The sequence below is a fragment of the Myxococcus sp. CA051A genome (assembly GCF_013336705.1).
In the GTDB taxonomy this organism is placed as follows: Bacteria; Myxococcota; Myxococcia; order Myxococcales; family Myxococcaceae; genus Myxococcus; species Myxococcus llanfairpwllgwyngyllgogerychwyrndrobwllllantysiliogogogochensis.
This window is the reverse complement of sequence record NZ_JABUMS010000001.1, coordinates 88,189-111,976: the sequence shown is the minus strand read 5'-3', so window position 1 is coordinate 111,976 and position 23,788 is coordinate 88,189. Positions and strand designations below refer to the sequence as shown.

At 68.8% G+C, this 23,788-nt stretch carries 16 protein-coding genes; 4 read left to right on the top strand and 12 right to left on the bottom strand.

All coding sequences use genetic code 11. From position 1 onward, the window contains the following. Position 1: 1 nt before the first annotated feature. Both HUA74_RS00390 and HUA74_RS46330 read right to left on the bottom strand, forming a co-directional pair. Positions 2 to 592, bottom strand: a complete 591-nt coding sequence (locus HUA74_RS00390; RefSeq protein ID WP_174452983.1) for a DUF2378 family protein — start codon at positions 590 to 592, stop codon at positions 2 to 4. 218 nt (positions 593 to 810) lie between these two features. Further along, positions 811 to 933 carry a hypothetical protein gene (locus HUA74_RS46330; protein ID WP_256433081.1) on the bottom strand — a complete coding sequence of 41 codons (123 nt, stop codon included), beginning with the start codon at positions 931 to 933 and terminating at the stop codon, positions 811 to 813. Between HUA74_RS46330 and HUA74_RS00385 the strand changes: the two genes are divergently transcribed. The 3 genes from HUA74_RS00385 (at position 932) to HUA74_RS00375 (ending at position 5,957) form a co-directional block, all read left to right on the top strand. After that, a complete protein-coding gene (locus HUA74_RS00385; RefSeq protein WP_246137431.1) occupies positions 932 to 3,346 on the top strand; it encodes a glycogen/starch/alpha-glucan phosphorylase in 2,415 nt (804 codons plus the stop codon). The genes HUA74_RS46330 and HUA74_RS00385 overlap by 2 nt on opposite strands. A gap of 349 nt (positions 3,347 to 3,695) precedes the next feature. Further along, positions 3,696 to 4,802 (top strand): triacylglycerol lipase, encoded by a 1,107-nt coding sequence (locus HUA74_RS00380; RefSeq protein WP_174452982.1) that lies wholly within the window; start codon positions 3,696 to 3,698, stop codon positions 4,800 to 4,802. 81 nt (positions 4,803 to 4,883) lie between these two features. Beyond that, entirely contained in the window at positions 4,884 to 5,957 is a 1,074-nt protein-coding gene (locus HUA74_RS00375; protein WP_174452981.1) for a hypothetical protein, read from the top strand. A 7-nt stretch (positions 5,958 to 5,964) separates the two neighbouring features. On the opposite strand, the gene HUA74_RS00370 is transcribed toward HUA74_RS00375, so the two are convergent. The 8 genes from HUA74_RS00370 to HUA74_RS00335 all read right to left on the bottom strand — a co-directional run bounded on the left by HUA74_RS00370 (position 5,965) and on the right by HUA74_RS00335 (position 19,696). Further along, positions 5,965 to 7,056 carry a hypothetical protein gene (locus HUA74_RS00370; protein WP_174452980.1) on the bottom strand — a complete coding sequence of 364 codons (1,092 nt, stop codon included), beginning with the start codon at positions 7,054 to 7,056 and terminating at the stop codon, positions 5,965 to 5,967. A gap of 120 nt (positions 7,057 to 7,176) precedes the next feature. Next, positions 7,177 to 7,935 carry an ABC transporter ATP-binding protein gene (locus HUA74_RS00365; protein ID WP_141645396.1) on the bottom strand — a complete coding sequence of 253 codons (759 nt, stop codon included), beginning with the start codon at positions 7,933 to 7,935 and terminating at the stop codon, positions 7,177 to 7,179. Further along, the gene (locus tag HUA74_RS00360) at positions 7,932 to 8,906 is read right to left on the bottom strand and encodes an iron chelate uptake ABC transporter family permease subunit (RefSeq protein ID WP_371817176.1); all 975 of its coding nucleotides are present in this window, start codon (positions 8,904 to 8,906) and stop codon (positions 7,932 to 7,934) included. The genes HUA74_RS00365 and HUA74_RS00360 overlap by 4 nt, the downstream gene beginning before the upstream one ends. Next, a complete protein-coding gene (locus tag HUA74_RS00355) occupies positions 8,896 to 9,858 on the bottom strand; it encodes an ABC transporter permease (protein WP_141645395.1) in 963 nt (320 codons plus the stop codon). The genes HUA74_RS00360 and HUA74_RS00355 overlap by 11 nt, the downstream gene beginning before the upstream one ends. A 12-nt stretch (positions 9,859 to 9,870) precedes the next feature. Further along, positions 9,871 to 10,872 carry a siderophore ABC transporter substrate-binding protein gene (locus tag HUA74_RS00350; protein ID WP_141645394.1) on the bottom strand — a complete coding sequence of 334 codons (1,002 nt, stop codon included), beginning with the start codon at positions 10,870 to 10,872 and terminating at the stop codon, positions 9,871 to 9,873. A 168-nt stretch (positions 10,873 to 11,040) separates the two neighbouring features. Continuing rightward, positions 11,041 to 12,993 carry a M3 family metallopeptidase gene (locus HUA74_RS00345; RefSeq protein WP_141645393.1) on the bottom strand — a complete coding sequence of 651 codons (1,953 nt, stop codon included), beginning with the start codon at positions 12,991 to 12,993 and terminating at the stop codon, positions 11,041 to 11,043. Between the two features lie 202 nt (positions 12,994 to 13,195). Continuing rightward, on the bottom strand, positions 13,196 to 18,724 hold the full coding sequence (locus HUA74_RS00340) for a lamin tail domain-containing protein (protein WP_174452979.1): 5,529 nt from the start codon (positions 18,722 to 18,724) through the stop codon (positions 13,196 to 13,198). Between the two features lie 168 nt (positions 18,725 to 18,892). Next, positions 18,893 to 19,696 carry an SDR family oxidoreductase gene (locus HUA74_RS00335; RefSeq protein WP_174452978.1) on the bottom strand — a complete coding sequence of 268 codons (804 nt, stop codon included), beginning with the start codon at positions 19,694 to 19,696 and terminating at the stop codon, positions 18,893 to 18,895. 114 nt (positions 19,697 to 19,810) lie between these two features. Between HUA74_RS00335 and HUA74_RS00330 the strand changes: the two genes are divergently transcribed. Then, positions 19,811 to 22,441: a DUF3656 domain-containing protein gene (locus HUA74_RS00330; protein WP_174452977.1), complete on the top strand. Its 2,631-nt coding sequence runs from the start codon at positions 19,811 to 19,813 to the stop codon at positions 22,439 to 22,441. 2 nt (positions 22,442 to 22,443) lie between these two features. Here HUA74_RS00330 and HUA74_RS00325 read toward each other — a convergent pair whose 3' ends face one another. Next, positions 22,444 to 23,487 (bottom strand): prephenate dehydrogenase/arogenate dehydrogenase family protein, encoded by a 1,044-nt coding sequence (locus tag HUA74_RS00325; protein ID WP_174452976.1) that lies wholly within the window; start codon positions 23,485 to 23,487, stop codon positions 22,444 to 22,446. Between the two features lie 85 nt (positions 23,488 to 23,572). Beyond that, a complete protein-coding gene (locus HUA74_RS46325; protein ID WP_256434670.1) occupies positions 23,573 to 23,707 on the bottom strand; it encodes a hypothetical protein in 135 nt (44 codons plus the stop codon). Positions 23,708 to 23,788: the final 81 nt, after the last annotated feature.

Sequence of the window (23,788 nt, the reverse complement as noted above, 5' to 3'; positions counted from 1 at the left end):
ACTACTCCCAGACGATGTCGTAGTCCGCCGCGAAGTAGCCGTGCGGCGTGCCCACGACGGTGCCCTTGCACTGGATGGCCTTCAGGGCCTCCTGGAGCACCCCTTCGTGGAACTGCACCGGCTGCATGTCGCCGTGGAAGGACAGGCGCACGTGGCGCTCGCTCAGCACGGAGTACTCCCGGCGCCCGTAGCTCACCAGCGTGGAGTAGGCGGTGGGAGCGTTGGACAGGAGGCGCTTGGGGTCGCCCTTGCCAATCAGCCGCGTCAGCGTCTGGCCCACCGTGGAGGAGAAGAAGCCCGTCACGGCGGCCGCGCCACACGCGCGCACCGCGTCCTCCTGGGAGGTGAAGCGCCCCGCCTTCGCGAGCGCGTCCGACGTGGCGTACAGCAACCGGATGGCGTCCACCGCGGAGTAGGAGAAGAAGTCCACCGGTGAGCGCTTGAAGAGCGGCTCGCGCAGCCGGGCGGCCGTGTCCGGCCCCAGCTGCTTCTCCGCGAGCGTCAGCACCGCGTTGAAGATGAGGCCGCGGACCGTGTCTTCGGGCCGCACCAGCGCGAGCCGCTGGTCCAAGTCATTCTTCGGGAAGGCCATGACCGTTGATTTCTACATCAAACCGGCCTGCCAGGGGCGCCCGTTCCACGTAAGCGCTGTGGGAAAGCAGGCGGATGGGCGCGCATCGCGCTTCGCTCCTGGACGTCCCAGGTCCTTCCCAGGGAGCATCCCTCCCCTTCCTGGCTCCGCGCTTTCCCATGCGACCTCCGCCAGGGCTGCGCTACCCTGACACCCCGCATCAGCCTTCCCACCCGAAGTCACACCCGGATGGAGACCTCTCGCGACATGGCCTCTCCCGCCTCCGCTTCCCCGCAGTCCCGTCCCGCGGCGTCGAACTCGAATGACGACAGCGGCCGCACCGGGAGCGACGCGACGTCCATGCGCCGCTCGTTCCTGGACCACGTGCGCTACTCGCGTGGGAAGAACTACGAGACGTCCACCGCGCACGACCGCTTCATGGCGCTGTCCCTCGCGGTGCGAGACAGGCTGGCGGACCGCTGGGTCCGCACCGCGCGCACCTACTACGAGAAGGACGTCAAACGCGCCTACTACCTGTCCGCGGAGTACCTGCTGGGTCGGGCGCTGGGAAACAACCTGTTGAGCCTGGGCATGCACGACGCCGCGTCCGAGGCCATGCGCGAGGTGGGGGTGGACCTCACCAACCTCCTGGAGATGGAGCCGGACGCGGGCCTGGGCAACGGCGGCCTGGGGCGCCTGGCGGCGTGCTTCCTGGACTCGCTGGCGACGCTCGGCTACCCCGGCATGGGGTACGGCATCCGCTACGAGTTCGGCATCTTCACGCAGGACATCGTCGACGGCTACCAGGTGGAGCGCGCCGACGAGTGGCTCAAGTTCGGCAACCCGTGGGAAATCGTCCGGCCGGAGAAGGCCGTGCCGGTGCGCTTCTTCGGGCGGGTGGAGCACCACCAGGGTCCGGACGGCAGGCCCGTGGCGCGCTGGGTGGGCGGCAAGACGGTGGTGGGCGTCCCCTACGACACGCCCATCGCCGGCTACCACAACGACACCGTCAACACCCTGCGGCTGTGGCAGGCGCGCGCGTCCGAGGAGTTCGACCTGCTGCTCTTCAACGCGGGCGACTACGAGCGCTCCGTCGTCGAGAAGAACGACTCGGAGGTCATCTCCAAGGTCCTCTATCCGAACGACGCGTTCCAGGCGGGCAAGGAGCTGCGCCTCAAGCAGCAGTACTTCTTCGTCGCGTGCTCCATCGCCGACATCGTCCGGCGCTTCCTGAAGAACCACACGGACTTCAGGGACTTCCCCAAGAAGGCGGCCATCCAGCTCAACGACACGCACCCGGCCATCGGCGTGGCGGAGCTGATGCGCGTGCTGGTGGACGAGAAGCGGCTGCCCTGGGACGAGGCCTGGTCGATTACGCAGGCGGTGTTCGGCTACACGAACCACACGCTCCTGGCGGAGGCGATGGAGAAGTGGCCGGCGACGCTGTTCGAGCGGCTCTTGCCCCGTCACCTGGAGCTCATCTACGAAATCAACCAGCGCTTCCTGCGCCAGGTGCAGATTCGCTACCCCTATGACCAGGAGAAGCAGCGGCGGATGAGCCTGGTGGAGGAGGGCCCGGAGAAGAAGATTCGCATGGCCCACCTCGCGGTGGTGGGCAGCCACAGCATCAACGGCGTGGCCGCGCTGCACACGGACCTGCTGCGCCGGGACGTGCTGCCGGACTTCGCGGCCATGTACCCGGAGCGCTTCAACAACAAGACGAACGGCGTGACGCCGCGCCGGTGGCTGGCGTGGTGCAACCCGCGCCTGTCCAAGCTGATTACCTCCCGCATCGGCGAGGGCTGGGCGACGAACCTGGACAAGCTGCGCGAATTGGAGCCGCACGCGGAGGACCCGGCCTTCCGCAAGGCGTTCCGCGAGGTGAAGCGCGCCAACAAGGAAGACCTGTCCCAGCACATCCGGGACCTCCGCTCGGTGCGGCTCAACCCCGACGCCATCTTCGACGTGCAGATAAAGCGCCTGCACGAGTACAAGCGGCAGCTCCTGGACGCGGTGCACATCGTCGCGCTGTGGATGCGGGCGCGCAGAGACCCGAGCACCATCATCCACCCGCGCGCGTTCCTCTTCGGCGCCAAGGCGGCGCCGGGCTACCACCTGGCGAAGCTGACCATCCGGCTCATCAACGGCATCGCCGAGGTGGTCAACAGCGACGCGGGCACGACGGGGCTGCAAGTGGTCTTCGCCCCCAACTACCGGGTGAGCCTGGCCGAGCGCATCATCCCCGCGGCGGACGTGTCCGAGCAGATTTCGACGGCGGGCATGGAGGCCTCCGGCACGGGCAACATGAAGCTGATGCTCAACGGCGCCTTGACGCTGGGCACGCTGGACGGCGCCAACGTGGAGATTCGCGAGGCGGTGGGCGACGAGAACTTCTTCCTCTTCGGCCTCACCGCCGATGAAGTGATTGCCCGCAAGCGCGCCGGCTACCGGCCGCGCGACGAGTACGAGAAGAACCTGGAGCTGCGCGAGGCGTTGGACCTCATCTCCACCGGCTTCTTCTCCCCGGAGGACCGCGCCCTCTACAAGCCGCTGGTGGACAGCCTGCTGGAAGAGGACCGCTACCTGGTGCTGGCGGACTTCGCGGCCTACGCGGCGAAGCAGGATGAAGTCGTCCGCGCCTACCAGGACGCCGAGGGCTGGACGCGCAAGTGCATCATCAACGTGGCGCGCGCCGGCATCTTCTCCTCGGACCGCACCATCAAGCAGTACGCGGAAGAAATCTGGCGCATCCAGCAGACGCCCGTGGAGCCGTAAGGCCGCGCCGCGCCCCCCGTTGACCGCTCCGGCGACGGGGGGCGACCCGCCCGTGTGAAGTGAGTCGCGACGCGACGCGCAACAATTGACGCATTAAGACAGCGCACCGCGCAATCACAGACAACGCAGTGCGCCAGCAAACAGACGGCTCGCCGCGTGAAGCCAACGCAGCGCGACGTGTTGACTCTGGAATCAATCCTGAGGCACTGATCTCCCGGTTCTTCGGGATTCGCTCGGTCGTGGGGTTGGGCTGAGTCGCAGGGTGCCTCTGAGTGAGGCCGGCTCCCGGGGTTCTGTTCCGACGTGCATCGGTTGCAGCAGGCGTTCCTCCCAAAGCCAGGAGTCCCCCATGAAACAACAGCCGCTGTTCCTTGCAGTCCTGACGCTCGGTGTCCTGGGCGTCGTCAGTCCGGCCACCGCCGCGGAGAAGACCACCTACCCCGTCGTGTTCGCGCATGGCTTGGGAGGCTTCGACGACATCCTCGGGTACGACTACTGGGGTGACGACTACGGCACCTTCGTGGGTGACCCGTGCAACGAGCTGTTCGAGGTGTCGTGCAACAGCGGCCTGAACAGCGGGCAGCGCGCCTTCGCGGCGGCGGTGCAGCCGGTGCAGAGCTCCGACGTGCGCGGCCTGGACCTGGCCAATGACGTGGAGGGCTTCATGGCCACCGCGGGCTCGTCCTACGTGAATCTGGTGGGCCACTCGCAGGGTGGCATTGACGTGCGCAAGGCCGCGCGCGTGCTGCGCGAGCGCAAGGGCTACACGGTGGTGAAGGCGCTGGTGAGCGTGTCCTCGCCGCACCGTGGCTCGCCGGTCGCCAAGTACATCCTGGACCTGGGTCCCGGCATCACCAGCGTGCTGGACGCGCTGTTCCGCTTCTACGGCGACGTCGTCTATGCCCCGGGCAATGACGGCTACGCGGCAGTGAAGGCGCTCATCTACAACGACGCGGACGCGAACGACGGGAAGACGACGGGCGCGAAGGCCTTCAACATCGCCAACCCCATCAACGCGTCCTACGCGTCCCACTACGCGTCGCTCATCACCGCGCAGCAGGGGCTGAGCGTGAACCCCGCGCTATTCGTGGTGCGTGAGTTCCTGTTCGACATCGACGGCGACGGCGCTTGCGCCGACGACTGCGACAACGACGGCGCCGGCGGCAAGGGCGACGGCAACCGGTCCGAGCAGGATGACGACGGCCTGGTGGGCGTCAACTCGCAGCAGATGGGCTACCGGCTGCGCTACACGGAGCGCCTGGGCTCGGACCTCATCGCCCAGGACTCCGCGCTGGGCTACGTGTCCAACATCAACGCGCCCAGCGCGCTGCAGTCGACCTCCATGTCCAGCGTCATCAACCAGGACCACCTGGACGTCATCGGCCTGGGGCCCGACACGTTCAGCGAGATGGAGTTCTACGCGGCCATCATCGACTACATCGCGAAGGTCGACTGACCCCACGCTGAGTCGTCCATCGCCGGGAGGCCCGTCACCTGGCTTCCCGGCGTTCTTCACCGTGCCCCAGGGAGTGGATTCATGCGACAGCGCACGAAGGTCTTGATGGTGAGCGCGGTGGCCGTGGCGTGTGGCGTGCTGGGCTGGGGCCTGGTCCGGCCCACCGGGGCGGTTGTCCCCACCACGACGCCCGCCTCGCCGTCCACTTCCGGCGCGGCCACGCGGCAGGCCCCTGTCACGGCCCGTCCCTCGGCCGTCACCGCGCCACCCGTGATGCCCTCCCCTGCCCCAGTGCCCGGTGCCGTGGACGCGGAGCTGGAGGCGCTCGCGACGTCGCTGCGAGAGAAGTACGGGGCGAAGCTCCACGAGCCATATCTCCAGATACGGATGGTGGAGGAGCTGATGCGCTTCTTCCAGGAGCGCTTCCCGGACCGCTGGGAGCAGAAGCTCTTGGCCTTCCTCAAGGCGAACTTCCCGGAGCACTACGACACGCTGGCGGCGATGCTGCGCAACCGCGTGGACTACGAGAAGTGGGTCCGGGACAGCGAGTCGTACTTGAGAGGGCTGGGCGACACGGAGCGCCGCGCGGCGACGTGGGACGCGCGCCACCGCCTCTTCGGCAAGGAGAACGCCGAGCGCATCTGGGCGTCGGAGCGGAAGAACCAGGCCATCGCGGACACGCTGCGGACGCTCGGCGCGCAGGAAGGCGTGAGCCTGGAGAAGAAGCTGTCCACCTACAAGGAGCGCCTCCAGGAGGTGCACGGTGAGCAGGCCGCGGCCTACGTGGAGCGCCACCAGCAGGAGCTGATGAACCGCTTCCTGGACCTGCCCTCCGTGCAGACGGACCTGGGCGCCATGCCTGCTGACGAGCGCGCCAGGAGCCTGCGCTCGGTCCGCAAGGAGATGGGCCTGGACGACGAGGCCCTCCAGCGCTGGGACACGCTGGACCAGAGCCGGGACGCCCGCTGGGACGCGGGCGCGAAGTACATGGCGGAGCGGGAGGCGCTCGCGAAGGAGCTGTCCGGAGAGGCGCTGGAGGCGAAGCTGGTGGAGCTTCGCGCGCGCTACTTCGGCGGTGAGGCGGAGACGATTGGACAGGAAGAGGCCGGTGGCTTCCTGCGCTTCACCCGCCCCCGGCAGTGGGGACGCAACTGACGACGCCTCAGAGCGGTGAGTCTCCCCCTGTGCCAGGGACGGGAGGCTCCACCGGCAGAGGCAGCAGTGCCGGGGTCAACTGATGGCGCTGCTTGAAGCGCGTCCACTCCCGGTCGAAGCCCTCCCACTCCCCGGAGCTGGAGCCCGAGCGCCCATCACGAAACGTCCGCTCCAGGAGTTCTTTCCGGGTCAGCGCTCTTCGCCGCGAGAGCTTCTCACCCCGGCGCTCACGCAGCAGCTCGAAGGCTTGGGGCACCCAGTCCGGTGGCCCGTCCAGTGAGAGCATCGTCTCGATGGCGCGTGCGGCCATCAAGTCCACCTTGGCGTCCTCATGGCCTCGCAGGGCCATGAGCATCATGGGAAGCGCTCGGTCCAGCGGAGGGCGCTCGACGAACCCGCGCGCCAGCAACTCGCGCTGCGCGCCGGTCAACGCCACGGGAGTCCTGACGCGCCCGTCGTAGAACGCGTGGGCCGAGTCTCCGTCAGGCACCAGCCCGTACAATCCATCCCAGCGCGTCGCGGGATGAGCGGACACGAGCACCTGCCAATCAAGGCGCGCCGCATCCAGGTTCCCGGTCCTTCCCACGATTCGCTCCTGCGTCCACTTCTCCTGAGCATCCCTCGCGAGCGTCACCGCGCCCCGATAGGCCTCCGCGTCGTCATTGCTCGCCGGGTAGCGCGTCCCATACGACATCGCCACGGTGCGCCACTTCCCTGCCCTGCGAACCAGGAAGGCCACCACCGCGAGCCCTTCCTCATATCGAGGGGGCGCCGGACAAATCGTCTCTATCCAGTGCACCTCGACCTGATCGCCCTGACGGGCATCCCCCTTCCACGCCTCACGGACACGCAAGCGCGCGACTGCGCCCGACTCCCAGTCCACCTTCTGAGCGCGCTCGCGCTCATCCTCCGGCAACGCCAGCACCTCCTCGACGTCCGCCCACACCACCCACTCTGCTTCCTGGGTCAGTGCCCAGAGCGTCTCCGGAGGGATGGGATATGCCTGGGCGCGAGGCCCCGGAATGAACAGCACCACCAGTACCAGCGCCAACCACCGAGGGGTCATCCTGATGCCCTTCGCGAATCCGGACTCACGCATGGGTCGCTCTCCTCTCGAGTCACCAGGAGGCTCTCCCATCCACGCGCGCGCGGAGTCATGCCGAGGGCATGCCTTCATCATCTTTTCGTCATCCTCCCGCGAAGAAAGGAGGCCGAGGCGTCAGCGGTAATGCGTGGCAATCCAGTCGCCATTGATTTGCTGGATGGCGATCTCCAAATCATAGACAGCCCGCAGCACGTCCGGCCGCATGATGTCTTCCGAGCGCCCCTGGAACGCGACCTTGCCGTCCCGCATCGCGATGAGGTGGTCGGAGTAGCAGGACGCGAAGTTGAGGTCGTGCAGCACCAGGACAAAGCTCTTGCCCAGCGTGTTGGCGGCCGTCCGCAGCTGCTTCATCATCGACACCGCGTGCTTCAAGTCCAGGCCGTTGAGCGGCTCGTCCAGGAGGACGTAGTCCGTGTCCTGGCAGAGCACCATGGCCACGAAGGCCCGCTGACGCTGGCCGCCCGACAGCTCGTCCAGGAACCGCGCCGAGAGCGCCTCCAGGCCCATGTGCTGAATCGCCCGCTCGACGTGCTCCTGGTCCTTCACCGTGGGCCGCCCCTTCGAGTGGGGATAGCGGCCGAACGTCACCAGCTCGCGCACCGTCAGCCGTGAGGTGAGGTGGTTGTCCTGACGCAAGATGGCCAGCCGCCGGGCGAGCTCGTCTCCCGGCGTGGTGACGACGTCCAGCCCATCCACCAGCACGTTGCCGGAGGACATGGGCAACACGCGGGAAATCATCGACAGCAGCGTCGACTTGCCCGCGCCATTGGGGCCGATGATGGAGGTGATGCCGCCGACGGGAAAACGCAGGGAGACGTCGTCCACGACGAGCGTAGGGCCGTAGCGCTTCGTGACGTTCTTCGCCTCGATCATCTCGGGGACTTCCTCATGAGCATCGTGATGAACACCAGCCCGCCCACGAACTCGATGATGACGCGCGGGTTGGTGTCGAAGGCGAAGACCTGCTCCAGGACGACCTGTCCGGCGACCAGCGCCACCGCGGCGACCAGCGCGGCGGCGGGCAGGATGAGCGCGTGCTTGTACGTGCGCACCAGCGCGTGCGCCAGATTGGAGACCAGCAGGCCGAAGAACGTCACCGGCCCCACCAGCGCGCTCGACACCGAGACGAGGATGGCCACCAGCACCAGGGTGAGCGCCACCGTCCGCTGGTAGTCCACCCCCAGGTTGATGGCCGTCTCCTTCCCCAGCACCAGGACATCGAAGGTGCGCAGCATCCGGAAGCCCAGGATGGACACGCCCAACGTCAGGAGGAACGAGACGACGAGCAACTCCTGGTCCGGGTTGTTGAAGCTCGCGAAGAAGCGGTCCTGGAGGAAGATGAACTCGTTGGGGTCGATGAGGCGCTGGAGGAAGGACGACAGGCTCCGAAACAACACCCCCAGCACCACGCCCGTCAGGAGCACCAGGTGCAGGCTGCGCCGGGCCCCGCCGAACATCCCCCAGTACAGCAGCCCCGAGAAGGCCACCATGATGAGGACCTCCACGCCGAACAGGAGCCGGGGGTCCAGGCTCGCCACCGCGCCGGAGCCCAGGAAGAAGAGCAGGCACGTCTGGATGAGCACGTAGAGGTTGTCGAACCCGAGAATCGCGGGCGTCAGCACGCGGTTGCCCGTCACCGTCTGGAAGAGCACCGTGGAGACCGCGATGGCGTAGCCCACCAGGAGCGCCGTCGCCAGCTTCCGCCCCCGGAACGGCAGGACGAAGTCCCACTGTCCGCCCACGTCGATGAGCATGAACAGGGCCGCGCAGGCCAGCGCCACGCACCCGAGGATGAACAGGGTGCGCTCGGGCCGCCTCACCACCACGAGGCCGTCAGCCGACACGGGCGTCCCTCCTCAGTAGGAGGAAGAGGAAGAGCCCGCTGCCAATGACTCCGGCGATGGTCGCCCCCGGAATCTCGTACGGGAAGCGCACCACGCGGCCGATGATGTCGCAGAGCAGGACGAAGCCCGCGCCCCCCACCGCCACCCAGGGAATGGACTTTCGAGCGTTGTCTCCCATGAACAGGCTGACGACGTTCGGCACCAGCAGCCCCAGGAAGGGAATCATTCCCACGGTGACCACCACCATCGCGGTGACGAGGGAGACGATGACGAGCCCCAGCGCGACGATGCGCGAGTAGCGCAGTCCCAGGTTGGTGGTGAAGGACTCCCCCATGCCCACGACAGTGAAGCGGTCCGCCGCCACATAGGCGCACAGCGTGAGGACCAGCGTCACCCAGAGCAGCTCGTAGCGACCGCGCAAGACGGTGGAGAAGTCGCCCGTCTTCCACGCGTTGACCGACTGGAGCAGGTCGAACCGGTAGGCGAAGAAGGTCGTCACCGAATCGAAGACGCTGCCCAGCACCAGGCCCACCAGCGGCACGATGAGCACCGAGCGCATGGGGATGCGGCGCAGGATGAGCAGGAAGAGCGCCGTCCCCGCCAGGGCGAAGCAAGCCGCGACGAGCATCTTCCCGAGCACGGGAAGCTGAGGGGCCAGGGCCGTGGCGGCCAGCACCCCCAGGCTCGCGGACTCCGCCGACCCCGCCGTCGCGGGCTCCACGAAGCGATTGCGCGCGAGCATCTGCATCAACAGCCCCGCCACACCCAGCGACGTTCCCACCAGCATGACGGCCAGGAGCCGGGGGATGCGGCTGATGACCAACACCTGGAGGGCGCGCTCGTCGGGGCTCGGCGAGAAGAGCGAGTCCCACGACACGTTGCTGACGCCAATGAACAGGCTGACCAGGGCCAGCAGGGCGATGACGGCGGCGGCGGCGATGAAGCGTTTCACGGCCCGGGCAGCCTACTGGGCCCGCGCGGCGTAGGCGTCCGCAATCTGGCTCCGCAGGGCATTCACCGCCTGGATGCCACCGCCAATGAGATAGGTCGTCAGGGGGTCCAGGTAGACGACCTGCCCCGACTTCCAGGCCGTGGTCTGCTGGACCAGCTCGTTGTCGAGCACCTTCTGGGCCCCACCCTGCTGGCCCATGCCCGCGTCACGGTCAATCACGAAGAGCCAGTCGGGGTTCTTCTCCCGGATGAACTCCGAGCCGATGACCTCACCGTGCAGCGACGCGCTGAGCCCCTCGGCGGCCACCGGCACGCCGAAGTCACCGTGGATGACGCCGAAGCGCGAACCCGGACCATAGGCGCTGATGCGGCCTCCGGTGACGAGCACCACCAGCCCCTTGCCTCGGCCCGCCGTCGTCTCCTTCAGCTTCGCGATGGACTCTCGCAGCTGGGCCACCAGCGCACGGGCCTTCTCTTCCTTGCCGAAGATGCTCGCCAGCAGCTCCGTGTTGGCCACCACCGTGTCGATGTAGTTCACGCCGCCCATCGGCAGGTCGACGGTGGGGGCGATTTTCGACAGGCTCGCGTACTTCGCGCTGGAGCGGCCCCCGGTGATGATGAGGTCCGGCTTCGCGGCGTGGATGGCCTCGTAGTCGGGCTCGAACAGCGTCCCCATGCGCAGGTACTTCGCGTCGGCGAACGGCGCCAGGTGGTGCGGGAACTGGTCACCCGCGACGCCGAGGACGTTCACTTCCAGCGCCTGCAGGATGTCCAGGGCGACCAGGTCGAAGACCACGACGCGCTGGGGATTCAGCGGGACGACGGTGGTCCCCTGGCCGTGCTTGAAGGTCCGGCCTTGTGCTTCCGGCACCGCGGGGGCCTGGGCCGCCGGCGCGGGCGCGGACTCCGAGGAGGAGCCGCTCTGGAGCTTCACGGCGATCGCTACGGCGGCCACCACGGCGACGACACCGAGAATCGCGAAGAGGGGAAAGGGACGCCTGTCAGGTGTGCTCACGGTTTCATCCAGCCAGTGCCCGCGGAACGGAAAGACCCAGGTCGCGGGCCGACGCCGCCTCACATACCAGTCCGTGCACGGACACGCACGACTTGATTCTGCAAATCAATATCGAAGTGTAGGCCCAGAGGGGCGCCCGGAATGGCGCCCCCCTTCACGCCTTGATGCTCACGCCGCCTTGTTCAGCCAGGCCTCGTACGCGTGGAAGTCGTAGTCGCGACCCAGGAAGGCATGCACCAGCCTGGCCGCGTCGTCCGAACCGCCCGGCTCCAGCACCGCGCGCCGGTACGCCTGCGCGGGCTCGGGGGACAACATCCCCTGCTTCTGGAACACGGTGAAGAGGTCCTTGGCGATGACCAGCGACCACATATACGTGTAGTAGTTGGACGAGTACCCCTCCAGGTGCCCAAAGGACAGGTGGAAGTACGTGCCCTCCACGTAGGGGAACGGCGTGTACGTGCCCTGGAGTTCCCTCACCAGCGCGGTGGCGTCCAGGCCCGCCGGGTCCCTCCGGTAGATTTCCAGGCTGAGCGCCGCGTAGAACATCTGCTGGCGCACCCACAGGCCCTTGCCGAACTCCTCCGCGCTGCGCATCCGCGTCACCATCTCCGCCGGCAGCGGCTCGCCCGTCTGGTAGTGCTTCGCGAACGTCTGAAGGCTCGCCGTGTCGCGCGCCCACTCCTCCAGCATCTGCGACGGCGCCTCCACGAAGTCCCACTCCGTGCGCACGCCGGACACGCCCGCCCAGCGCGTGTGGCCGCCGAAGATGTGGTGCAGCAGGTGGCCGAACTCGTGGAGGAACGTCTCCACGTCGTCATGCTGGAGCAGCGCGGGCTCCGTGCCGGGCTTGGGGAAGTTGCACATCAGCACGCCCTCGGGCAGCCGGCGGTCGGACTTGCCACTGGTGAGGGTGAACTGCGCGGCGTGCTTGTACTTGTCCGCGCGCGGGTGCATGTCCAGGTAGAAGCGGCCCTTCACCGTGCCGCCCTCCAGCACGTCGTAGGCCTCCACGTCCGGGTGCCACACCGTGGCGTCCTGGATGCGCCGGTACGTCACGCCGAACATCCGCGCCGTCAAATCCAGCATGCCCTGCTTCACGCGCGTGTATTCGAAGTACGGGCGCACCGCCTGCGAGTCGAAGGCGTACTGCTCCGCCTTGATGCGGTCCTCCAGGTACGCCTGGTCCCACGGGTCCACGCGCGCGGCACCCGGCACGTCCCGGCGCTTGCGCTCCAGGAGCAGGGCGTAGTCGCGCTGCATGCGCGCGCCGGACGCGTCGGAAATCTTCGCGATGAAGTCCGCGGCGGCCTGCTCGTCGCGAATCATCTTGTCCTCCGTCGCGAAGGCCGCCCAGTTGCGGTAGCCCAGCAGCGTGGCCAGCTCGTGACGGCGCGCCACCATGCGCTCCAGCACGTCCGTGTTGCTGGGGTGGCCCCGCATGCGGAAGGCCCGCCACATCTGCTCGCGCGCCTTCGCGTCGCGCGAGTACGTCATGAAGGGGATGATGTCCGGATAGTCGGTGGTGATGCTCACCTGACCGTCCGCGCCCGGGGGATGGGCCCGGACGTAGTCGTCAGGCAGCCCGTCCAGCGCGGAGGGCGGCAGGGACACCGCGCGCGTGTCCTGGAGCATGTTGCGGCTGAACTCCTGGCCAATGCGGACCAGCTCATCGTTGAGCGCCTTCACCCGCGCGCGGGTGGCGTCATCGCGGTCCACGCCGGAGCGGCGGAAGTCGCGCAGCACCTTCTCCATCCATTTGCGCGTCTGCGCGTCCTGGCCGGAGAGGTCCAACGAGGCGAGCACGTCGTAGACGCCCCGGTCCATGCGGATGTCGGTGGCGAGCGTCTCCAGCTCCTGCTCGGCGGCCTCGGCGGCCTCGCGCATGGCGGCCTCCGGGTGGGAGTGCCGCGCGACGCTCGCGCGGGCCCCCGCATCGTCCAGCGAGGCCATGGCCTCGTCGTACAGCTCCAGCACCTGGACCACGTCGAAGGGGGCGCGAAGCGCCTTGAGGCGGGCGATTCCGGCGCGGGTGGCCTCCATGGCGGCTTCACCGGAGCGTCGGAACTCGGCGGGCGGACAGGTGATGAGGCGGACGGCGTCGGGGACAGGCGTTTCAGGCACGGGCTGCTCTCCTGGGCGTGCTGCTGACGGGAAGTGTGCGCCGCAAAGGTAATCCGCCCGCCGCCTCCGGGCAGCAGCCTTTGATGGCCGGACGGCACTCTGGCCGACAGTGGGCCCGCCGCGCCTGAGCCTCGGAAGACAGGGAGGCCGCCCCGGCGTACAGCCAGGACGGCCTCCCGTACCGCTCAGGATGTCCCGCGGACTACGGCCGCTCGGTCCCGCTCAGGGAGTTCTGCGGCTGGCGGCCGGTGCGAACCACGAAGTCCGCGCTGTTGTTGTTCAAATCGGAACCGTTGCCCCGGCTCGCGTCGGAGCCGCCCTCCGCCATGGTGGCCTGCGTCGACGTGGGCAGCGCCTTGCGCTCGATGCTGCCGCCCGCCGCCGGGTGGAACGGACCGGCCGCGGAGCCCTCCGGCGAGTTCGCCGTCCCCCACCCCAGCTTGTCCACCTCGATGGGCGAGGGCGTCGTCAAATTCCGGCCGATTCGGACATGGCCGCCCGCCGTCGTGGAGGCCGACAGGTCGAAGCCGGACCACGTCGCATCCGCAGCCAGCGCTCCGGTTCCGGTGTAGCCCGTGTGCGCGAGCAGGAAGTAGCCATGCGCCGGGATGACCTTGCCCGCGGGAATCACGAAAGTGCCCGTGTACGTGGAGCCGGCCGCCGACTTGTACTGCAGCATCCAGCCGCTCAGGTCCACGTCCTGGTTCGTCGGGTTGTGCAGCTCAACGAACTCGTCCGTCTGGGACGTCGCGCCACGTCCGCTGACCTCGCTGATGACCACGTGGTCCGCCACCGGGATGACCTCGTCCACCGTTACGGTGCCGTAGATCGCCGGCACCCCAGGCGCGACGACGCCGTTCTGGTCGCAGTAGACCCACGCGTCAGCGCCCGCCGGGCCGCGCGTGAAGCGGTAGCGGAAGCCGTAGAGGAAGCTCCCGTTCGTGGGAATCTGGAGGGTGGCCAACATCTCGTCGTCGTTGCCGCCGAGCGCGCCGTAGCTGGGGTTCGGCGTCGCGGGCACCCACGTCCAGGACTCCGGGGCGTTGGCGTCCGTGCCGTAGCCCAGCTCCGAGACGAGGTACGGGAAGTGGTCATTGCCCGCCGTGCTGCGCGTCGTCACCTGCGGCTCGTAGACGCGGCTGGTGACCTCATGGGAGGAGCCGCGCGCGATGACCGCCGGGAACGACTTGGGGGACTCGATGGCGCAGAACTCCACGGGCGGCTGGATGTCCACGCCGCACGTCTCGTTGGGCAGGCCCGGCGTGCCCCGGTCTCCGCCCGACAGCTCGTCGTTGGACGCGCACCAGAACCAGGAGTAGCGGCTCGCGGTGCTGCCCACCAGCTCCGAGGACAGGCTCAGGGAGCGGCCCGCCACCAGCGGGAACTCCTCGTCGTAGGTGAGGTCGTCCATCACCACGCCATTGACGCGCAGGGACAGCTGGCCCGTGCTCTCCAGCTCCAGGGCGTTCCCATAGCCGTAGTCCGCGTCCACGCCACCGTTGGTGGCGAGGTCCGGGTTGCTCGCCAGCACCAGGATGCCGCGCGCCGGCAGCACCACGGCCGCGCCCGGGCCCTTGTCCACCGAGACGGTGGTCGTGGCCGAGGAGATGAGCGAGAGGCCGTTGATGTTGAGCAGCGCGTCGGACGTGCTCGTCACTTCGATGTACTCCGTCGTGCCAGTGCTCGGGGAGGCCATGACCTCGGTGATGATGAGCGTGCGCTCTCCGGGCGCCGCCGCCGTGGTGCACGCCGCCTGGTAGCAGACGGCATCCACACCGGTGCACGCTGACGCGGTGGGCACGTAAACGCACGTCGGCTCACCGGCCAGAATCTCGCAGGTGGCCTCATACGTCACCACCTCCACGCCCGACTCGGAGCACTCGGGCGCACGGGGCGCGCACACCTGGCTGCCACACGCGCTGGGCAGGTCCAGGGAGGTGGTCGTCAGCGGGCTGGAGTTCCCCGCGCCGTCCACCACGCGCACCGCGAAGTAGTACGTGCGGCCCACCGCGAGGCCCGCGACGGTCGCCTCCTCCTGCGCTCCAGGCAGGCCCGGCGTGCCCGTGGGCACCACCACGGCCACCTCGAAGTTCGTCTCGTTCAGCGGCGCCAGGCCGTAGCGCAGCTGGTAGGACGAGGCCTGGCCCAGCTGGCCGTCGTCGCCCGTGGCGACCCAGCGCAGCCTCACAGAGTCAGCGCCCACCACGCTCGCCTCGAGCGTGGCCACCGGCGAGGGCACCTGGTCGTCGATGATGGACAGCGCCCTGGAGGCGGCCGGCAGGCTCGCGTCGGACACGGAGGCGGTCAGCGTGTAGTCCCCCTCCTGGGCCACCGAGAGCGTGGTGAAGCGCGCCACGCCCGCGACGGCCGTGGCGGTGACGTCACCGTCGAGCACACCGCCGCCCGAGAGCGAGAGCGTCACCACCGGGGCACCACTGGACGAGGTGTTGCCGAACTCGTCCTGCACGGCCACGCTCACGGCGGCGAGCACCTGGCGCACCGAAGCCGAGCCCGGTGCGGACACGAAGCCCAGCCGCGCCGGGGCAGCGGCGTCCACCGTCACCTCGCGCGCCGCCGACACCGCGAGCGCCGCGTCCGTGAAGGTGACGGTCTGCGTGCCCGCGGTGCGCAGGGCAAGGGTGAAGCCGTGCTCCCCCTGGTCCGCCGCGGTGAACGTGTGGGCGGTGAGCGGCCCCGCGTTGGCATCCGTCGCCGACGGCTGCACCGTGCCCACGTAGTCGCGGGACAGGTTGTCGAAGCGGTCCCTCGCGCTGACGGAGAACACATGGGCGACACCGGCCGTCAGGGACTCTGTCACCGCCGACACGCGCAGCGCGGTGGCCACGCCGGCGCTCACCGTCACGGCCTCGGAGGCGGACAACGTCGCCTGCTGGGTGTCCACGGCGGACAGCGTGGTCGCCTGCGCCTGGGCGAACGTCACGCTGAAGACGTGCCGGCCCGCATCCGTCTCGGTGAAGGTGTACGGCCCCGGCACCGTGGCCCCGGGGTCCTGCGCCACGCTCAGCGCCACCGTGCCTCGATAGCCGGCGGCCTGATTGCCATACGCATCCACCAGCGTCACCGTCGCGCTCACCGACTGACCGGCGGCCGGAGACGCCGTCGACAGCACAAGCGACAGCGACTCCGCGTTCCCCGGGGACACCTGCGTGCTCCGGGTGATGGACAGTGCCCCGCCCACTTCCGCCACGGTGATGGAGCGCTCGCCGGCGCTCTCCAGCGTCACGCTGAACGTGAAGCGGCCCGCATCCCCGGCGGTGAACACGTGCTCGGGAGGCAGCGTGGCGCGAGGGTCGTCCGAGGCGAAGTCCACCTCGCCGGTGTAGCCCGTGACGAGGTTGCCAAAGCGGTCCCTCACGCTGAGGGTCAGCGTGTGACTGCCACCCGCCGCCGCCTGCGTCGGCAGCCCCTCCAGGTCCAGGTGGTGGGCGGCGTCGTTCGTCACCTCCACCTCCATGAAGGCCGTGAGCTGCGCGTTGGCGGTGTCGGTCGCCGTCACCCGGCGGAGGCCCATGTTGGCCAGCACGACGTCGGAGAAGACGTGGCGTCCCTGGTCCTGCGCGGTGAAGGTGTAGTCGCCGGGCAGCTCCGCCTCCGGGTCCGTGGACGTGAAGCGCACGGTGCCCGAGTAGCCCTTGGCCACGTTGTCGAAGCCGTCGAACGCCGTCACCTCCACGCTCTGTGACTGGCCGGCGATGACGGGCGCCACGAGCCCCGTGAGCGCCAGTCGGGACGCCGCTCCCGCCTCGATGACGAACTCATCGCTCTGCACCGTCAGCCCGTTGGCGCTGGCGGAGAAGCGATAGGTGCCCGCGCGGTCGATGCGCAGGTCGGAGAAGAGGGCCACGCCAGAGGCGGCGGAGACCTGCTTCGGCTCGAAGCCCGAGCCCCCCACCAACGACAGCGTCACCGGCAGGCTGGCCGTGGTGACGACCTCGCCCTGCGCGTTCTGGAGGGAGACTCGCACGCCCGCAAGCGACACGCCCGCGGTCCCATTCACCGGCTGCGTGGTGAAGGCCAGCTGCGTCACCTCGGCGTTCAGCGTCTGGAAGGACAGGCTGTTGGAGAGCGCGGAGTTGCCGCGGTTGTCCGTCACCCGCAGCGCGACATGGTACGTCTGGTTCGCGACCAGGTCGGTGACCTGCGCGGACTCGGCGGTGCCTGGCTCGGCGGGAGCATTCACGCCCCCCACCGGCGTCGCCGCGTCGAACTCCGCGTCGGTGAGGATGGGGGACAGCGAGTAGCGCAACGTCTGCGACGTCGCCCGGCCCACGCTGCCGTCATCACCCACGGCCACCCACGTCACCGTCGCCGACTCCGTGCCGAGCGTCCCCAGCGAGAGCACGGGCCGAGCGGGCGCCACATCATCGACGACCGAGATGGCGGTGCTGCTCGCCTCCGTCAGCCCCGTCGCGCTCGCCCGGAGGTGATAGCTGCCCTCCGTGCTCACCCGCAGCCCGGTGAAGCGAGCCACGCCCTCCACTGGCGCGACCTCCTGAACCCCGGAGAGGTCGCCTGTTTCCACCAGCGACACCGCCACGGGAGGAGCCCCCACCGCCGAGAGGTTTCCAAAGGCATCCCGCAGGGACACCTCCACCGGAGACAACACGGCGCTCGTCGAGGCCGACGCGGGCACCTGGGTGAACACCAGCGCCGACGCCTCCCCCGCCACCACGCCCACGTCCTGCTGGGCGCGCAGCGCGGCGACACTCGCGTCCTGAAGAGTGACCTGATGGCTGCCCGCGCGCTTGAGGACAACCCCCGTGAAGGTGAAGCGCCCCGCATCCGTCTGGGTGAAGGCATGGGGCCCGGGCAGCGAGGCCGTGGCATCCGTGGAACTCACGGACAGCGTGCCGGTGTAGTTCGTGGCCACGTTGTCGAAGGCGTCACGCACCGTCACCTGCGCCGAGCGCGCCGCGCCCGCGACGGCGGTGGACTCCAACCCGTCGATGTCCAGCGAAGCCGCCGCGGCCGGAGCCACGGAGAACTCGGCGCTCGTCGCATCTTCCATCCCCGCCGCCGACGCCTTGAGCTGGAAGTTCGCGCCGGCCTTCTTCAGCACCACGTCCGTGAAGCTCGCCGTGCCACCCACCGGCGTCACCGTGAGCGTGCCCTCCAGCGCGACATCCCCTGGGTTCGCCGCCAGGGACAACGTCACCGCCGCCGTCGCGCCCAGGACGGGGCGACCTTGAGCGTCGCGGAAGCGCACGTTCAGGCCGGTGATGGGCGCGCCCGCCGTGGCCTCCACCGGCGCGGGGATGAACTCCAGCCGCGTGGCCACCAGCGCGACGAAGTTGAACGAGGGCCGGGAGGCCAACACCACCGCGCCCCCTTCGGCCGCGACGGAGACCGTCACCCGCTTGGTCCCCGCGTGCGCGGTCACCACGGTCGCCACGGCGACGCCCTGGCTGTCCGTCTGTCCCGGCTGCAACACCAGGTTGCCGTCGCCCTCCACCGCCACCGTCACCGTGCGCCCCGCGAGCGCGGTGCCGTTCTTGCTCTTCACTGTGACAGTGACCGTGCCCTGGTCCGCGCCGTCCGCCAGCACGTCCCTCGCCGGCGTCAGGACCACCGTGGATGCGGTGGCGTCCGGCAACGTCGAGGGCGTGGGCAGGGGCTGCGGATCCGGGTCATCACCACAGCCAACGAACAGGCCAAGACACAGCGCGGCCAGCCCGAGGAGTCGGGCTGACGGGGCAAGGCGTACGGACATGCGGATCTCCGGGATGCGAGCTGTCCCCCCCAGGGAAGACTCCACTCGCGGGTTGCAATGCCTTGTACCAGACATTGCCACCCGCCACGTAGACCCAGGTCACAAGTTTGCAATTACAACAAATTTCACAGAGGAGGTCGTGAGCACCCCATCCCCCTCTGTGTCGGGCTACATCCCAATGGCCGCCATGAGCGCGGCGCCGCCCAGCAGGGACTGGCCGCCATCGCAGACCATGATGGAGCCGGTGATGTAGGACGCGGCCTCCGAGGACAGGAAGAGGGCCAGCCGCGAGATGTCCGCCTTGGTGCCGAAGCGCTGGAGCGGCAGGGCCTGGGCGAGCTTCTGGTGGCCCTCCTCGCTGGGGGCCAGGCGGCGCATGCCCTCGGTGTCCTCGATGGGGCCGGGGGTAATCGCGTTGACGCGCACGCCGGCGCCGCCCCACTCGAGCGCCAGCACGCGGGTGAGCATGTCCACGCCGGCCTTTGCGGCGCACACGTGGGCCTGCATGGCCATGGGCAGGTAGGCCTGGGGCGCGGAGATGTTGATGATGCTGGCGCCGGGCTTGCGCAGGTGTTCGAAGCCGGCGCGACAGAGGTTGAAGGTGCCCAGCACGTCGATGTCCATGACGGCCTTGAAGCCGTTGGAGGACATGCCCAGGGCCGGTGCGGGGAAGTTGCCGGCGGCGCCACAGATGAGGATGTCCATCTCACCGTACGCGTCGCGCACCGTCTGGAGCGCCTTCTCCACGGAGGCGTAGTCGCGCACGTCCGCGGCCACCCCCATGGCGGTGCCGTGGGCCTGGAGGCCCTTCACCGCGCCCTCCAATTTCTCCACATTGCGACCGTTGATGGCCACCTTGGCCCCCGCCTTCACGAACGCCTCGGCGATGCCGAGGTTGATGCCGCTGCTGCCGCCCGAGATGAACGCCACCTTGCCCGCCAGCAGCCCGTCCTTGAACACGCCTTCAGCCATGACTCGTCTCCTGTGGAAGCAACCGGGCGGCGACTTGACCAGAACCTGCCGCACTGCGTCCACGGGCGCGTGAGGACGGGCGCGATGGCAGGCTCGCTGTGGTAGAGGGCGGACATGCGCCGTCGTCCTGAAATCCTCGCCCCCGCTGGAGACCTCGACTCGATGAAGGCCGCGCTGGCCAGTGGCGCGGACGCCATCTATTTCGGGCTGGACGAGGGCTTCAACGCGAGGGCCCGGGCGGAGAACTTCTCGCTCGCCACCCTGTCGGAGACGCTGGCGCTGGTGCACCGCGCGGGCGCGCGCGCGTTCCTGACGATGAACACGCTGGTGTTCGAGCCGGAGCTGCCGGTGGTGGAGGACATCCTGCGGCGTGTGGCCGCGGCGGGCGTGGACGCGCTCATCGTCCAGGACCCCGCCATCGCGCTGGTGGCTCGCGCGGTGTGTCCCCAGATGGAGGTTCATGCCTCCACGCAGATGACGATTTCGAGCGCGGAGGGTGCGCGCTTCGCTCGCGGATTGGGTGCCACGCGAATCGTCGTGCCGCGTGAGCTGTCGGTGGCGGAGATTGGACGGCTGGCGGCGGAGACGGACATCGAGCTGGAGGTGTTCATCCACGGCGCGCTCTGCATGTCCTGGAGCGGCCAGTGCCTTACGAGTGAGGCGTGGGGTGGGCGCTCGGCGAACCGGGGACAGTGCGCGCAGTCCTGTCGGCTGCCGTATGACCTGGTGGTGGATGGACAGACAAAGGACCTGGGCGACGTGCGCTACCTGCTCAGCCCCAAGGACCTGGCCGGTGTCATGGCGGTGCCGAAGCTGATTGAGATTGGCGTGCACTCGCTGAAGATTGAAGGCCGGCAGAAGGGGCCTCAGTACGTGGCCACGGCGGTGCAGGGTTATCGACGCTGGGTGGACGGTGTGTCGGCGGGCAAGGCGGACACGGGTGCGCTGCGCAAGGACCTGGCCGACATGACGCTGTCTTACAGCCGGGGCTTCTCGCACGGCTTCTTCGCGGGCTCGGACCACCAGACGCTGGTGGAGGGGCGCTTCCCCAAACACCGAGGCGCGTACCTGGGTGTGGTGGAGGCGGTGCAGGGTCGCGACGTGCTCGTGGCGGAGGACCCGGAGGGGCGTCCGTGGACGGGCGGGCTGGGGCAGGACGACGCGCGGACGAAGTCGGAGGCGCCGCAGGGCAAGGTGTCTTCGCCGCTGGAGGGCGATGCGCCGGTGGCCGCGGAGCTGTCCCCTCGTCCGGGCATGGGCGTGGTGTTCGACGACGGGCACCCCGAGGACAAGCACGAGGCGGGCGGGCCGCTGTTCCGCGTCGAGCGCACGAGTCACGGCTGGGTGCTGGGCTTCGGCAATCCCGGGCCGGACATGGGGCGGGTGGCGCGCGGGCAGCGTGTCTGGGTGACGAGTGATCCTTCCCTGGCGAAGCACACGGAGGAGCTGCTGGCGCAGGGTGAGCCCGAGGGCCGTGTCCCGCTGGCGCTGACGGTGTCGGGGACGGCGGGAGGACCGCTGGTGGTGACGGGTACGGCGCGGGGAGGCCACGTGGCCACGGCGTCGAGCACGGTGCCGCTCGCGCAGTCTCGCGGGGGTGGGATGGACGCGGCGCTGCTGAAGGACAAGCTGGCGGCGCTGGGTGGCACTTCGTTCCACCTGACGGAGCTGGACACGACGGCGCTGGGGTCGGGGCTGCATCTGCCGGTGTCGGAGCTGAAGGCGCTGCGTCGCTCGCTGGTGGCGGAGCTGACGGAGGCGGTGTCTCGGGGACCGGCGCGCACGGTGCGGGAGACGGCGGTGCTGGAGGAGGTGCGGGCCTCGCAGCGCGAGCGCGTGGTCGCGTCACCGGTGGCTGACAGTGCGTTGCTGTTGCCGCTGTGTCGGACGGACGAGCAGCTCGAGGCGGTGATTGCGGCGGGGCTGCCGGAGGTGGAGCTGGATTGGATGGAGTTGGTGGGGCTCCAGCGGGCAGTGGAGCGGGCGCGGGCGGCGGGGCTGCGCGTGACGATTGCGACGGTGCGGGTGCAGAAGCCCGGCGAGGAGGGCTACGACGCGCGCATCGCGAAGCTGAAGCCGGATGCGGTGCTGGCGCGGCACTGGGGCGCGATGATGCACTTCCTGGAGCGGCCCTTTGCGCCGGGGGAGTCACGGCCGGCGCTGCATGGGGATTTCTCGCTCAACGTGACCAACTCCGTGACGGCGCTGCATCTGTTGGGGCTGGGGTTGGACACGCTCACGTTCGCGCATGATTTGGACGCGGTGCAGTTGGGGGCCATGTTGGAGCACCTGCCGGCCGAGCGTTTCGCGGTGACTGTGCACCACCACATCTCGACGTTCCACACGGAGCACTGCGTGTATTCGCACACGCTGTCGCATGGGCGTGACTTCAAGAGCTGTGGTCGCCCGTGTGAGAAGCACCGGTTGTCGCTGAGGGACCACAAGGGCCTGGAGCATCCGGTGGTGGTGGACGTGGGCTGCCGCAACACGGTGTTCAACGCGCAGGCACAGAGCGCGGCGTCACTGGTGCCGTCGCTGATGGCGCGCGGAGTGAAGCGATTCCGGGTGGAGTTCGTCCGTGAGTCACGCGAGGAGGCCACGCGTGTCCTGGGGGCGTATCAGGAGCTGCTCGCGGGCCGCATCTCTCCGGCGGAGACAGTGCGCCGCGCGGCGGTGCATGAGCAGTTCGGTGTGACGAAGGGGACGATGAAGGTCCTCAACCCCACGTTCACCGTCCAGCGCTGACCTCACGCCACTTCGTCGGGCCCGGTAACTGAGTCTCGGGAGAGACGCAGCACCGCGCGGAAGACATCGTCCAGGGCGGCGGTGTCGAGGCCGTCCTGCTCGGCCCACTGGCGTCGGGTCTCCATCATTGAGGACTCACGCTCCGCATCGGGAAACGGCAAGCCATGCGCCGACTTCACACGGGCCGCCTCTTGAACAAGGCGTGCACGCCGAGCGAGCAATGACACGAGTTCGCGGTCGACACTGTCGATGCGCTCTCGAACACCCAGGAGCGCGGGGGGCGCGGACTCAGGCGTCGGACTCGCGGCCCCTGCCTGTGGTTCGAGTCCCTGATGGAGCTGCGTGAGTGCATCCATCAACCGGACACGCGCCTCACGTGCATACGGATTCTCCGTCTGCACGACGGCGAAGAGGTGTGGCACCTCCAGCCGTGCGTACTCCTCCAGCCGGGCCATGGGCTGGAAGCTGGGAGGCGCGAAGGGCAGGTCTCTGCCCGCCCCCGCCTTCACGAGTCCGTGGGCCAGGAAGAACGTAAGCACATGGGTGCGGGACATCAGCTCGTCATGAGCCTCGGGCGACATCTCCGTCACCTCGCAGCCCAGGAGTTCGAACAGCGCACGGGTGCGGCGCACGGCCTCCGGATGGAGCGTGTTCGGACACACCACGGTGCGCCGAGCATCGCCACGCGCCAGGCTCGCGGGACCGAAGAGCGGATGCGTGCCCACCCAGGGAATGTCACGCCCCAGCACGGAGGCGAGCACCTGCACCGGCCGCACCTTCACGCTGCCCACGTCGATGACGAGGTGGGAAGGCGACAGCATGGGGCGCAGCGCCGTCAACGCCTCACGCATGCCGGAGACAGGCATCGCCAGCACGAGGACGGTGGAGCGCGAGGCCAGCTCCGCGAGCGAAGTGGCCTGCGACTTCGGAGGGACCTCGTCCTGCCTCGGGTCGAACACGCTGTGCGGCACACCCGCGTCGGACAGCAGCCCCGAGAGGGCGCGACCGAAGCGCCCATAGCCCAGCAACCCAACCGTCTCCGTCATGCCGTGGGACTCCTGAGACTCGACTTCATGGGAATCCTGGCACTAAGAGCGCAGCGGGTGAAAGCCCCTCGTGAGAGGAGCGGGCTCACCGGCCCACGAACTTCGTGGGGCGGCGCTCGGCGAACGTTTCGGCGGGGCCGTCCGACTGAAGAAACGCGGAGATCCACACGGCAACATAGAGCAGGCCGTCCGACGTGAAGTTACCCGCGCAGTATTCCATACAACTACTTCAGAACCATCCACCAACCCAACAACACACACCCAGCAATAACACCAAAACCACAAATCCCGTTCAGCACAC

Coding starts and splice junctions, on each gene's coding strand:
- HUA74_RS00380 (WP_174452982.1), top strand. CDS start 3,696: ATGAAACAACAGCCGCTGTTCCTTGCAGTCCTGACGCTCGGTGTCCTG.
- HUA74_RS00335 (WP_174452978.1), bottom strand. CDS start 19,696: ATGGCTGAAGGCGTGTTCAAGGACGGGCTGCTGGCGGGCAAGGTGGCG.
- HUA74_RS46325 (WP_256434670.1), bottom strand. CDS start 23,707: ATGGAATACTGCGCGGGTAACTTCACGTCGGACGGCCTGCTCTATGTT.
- HUA74_RS46330 (WP_256433081.1), bottom strand. CDS start 933: ATGGACGTCGCGTCGCTCCCGGTGCGGCCGCTGTCGTCATTCGAGTTC.
- HUA74_RS00325 (WP_174452976.1), bottom strand. CDS start 23,487: ATGACGGAGACGGTTGGGTTGCTGGGCTATGGGCGCTTCGGTCGCGCC.
- HUA74_RS00390 (WP_174452983.1), bottom strand. CDS start 592: ATGGCCTTCCCGAAGAATGACTTGGACCAGCGGCTCGCGCTGGTGCGG.
- HUA74_RS00365 (WP_141645396.1), bottom strand. CDS start 7,935: ATGATCGAGGCGAAGAACGTCACGAAGCGCTACGGCCCTACGCTCGTC.
- HUA74_RS00330 (WP_174452977.1), top strand. CDS start 19,811: ATGCGCCGTCGTCCTGAAATCCTCGCCCCCGCTGGAGACCTCGACTCG.
- HUA74_RS00385 (WP_246137431.1), top strand. CDS start 932: ATGCGCCGCTCGTTCCTGGACCACGTGCGCTACTCGCGTGGGAAGAAC.
- HUA74_RS00375 (WP_174452981.1), top strand. CDS start 4,884: ATGCGACAGCGCACGAAGGTCTTGATGGTGAGCGCGGTGGCCGTGGCG.
- HUA74_RS00340 (WP_174452979.1), bottom strand. CDS start 18,724: ATGTCCGTACGCCTTGCCCCGTCAGCCCGACTCCTCGGGCTGGCCGCG.
- HUA74_RS00370 (WP_174452980.1), bottom strand. CDS start 7,056: ATGCGTGAGTCCGGATTCGCGAAGGGCATCAGGATGACCCCTCGGTGG.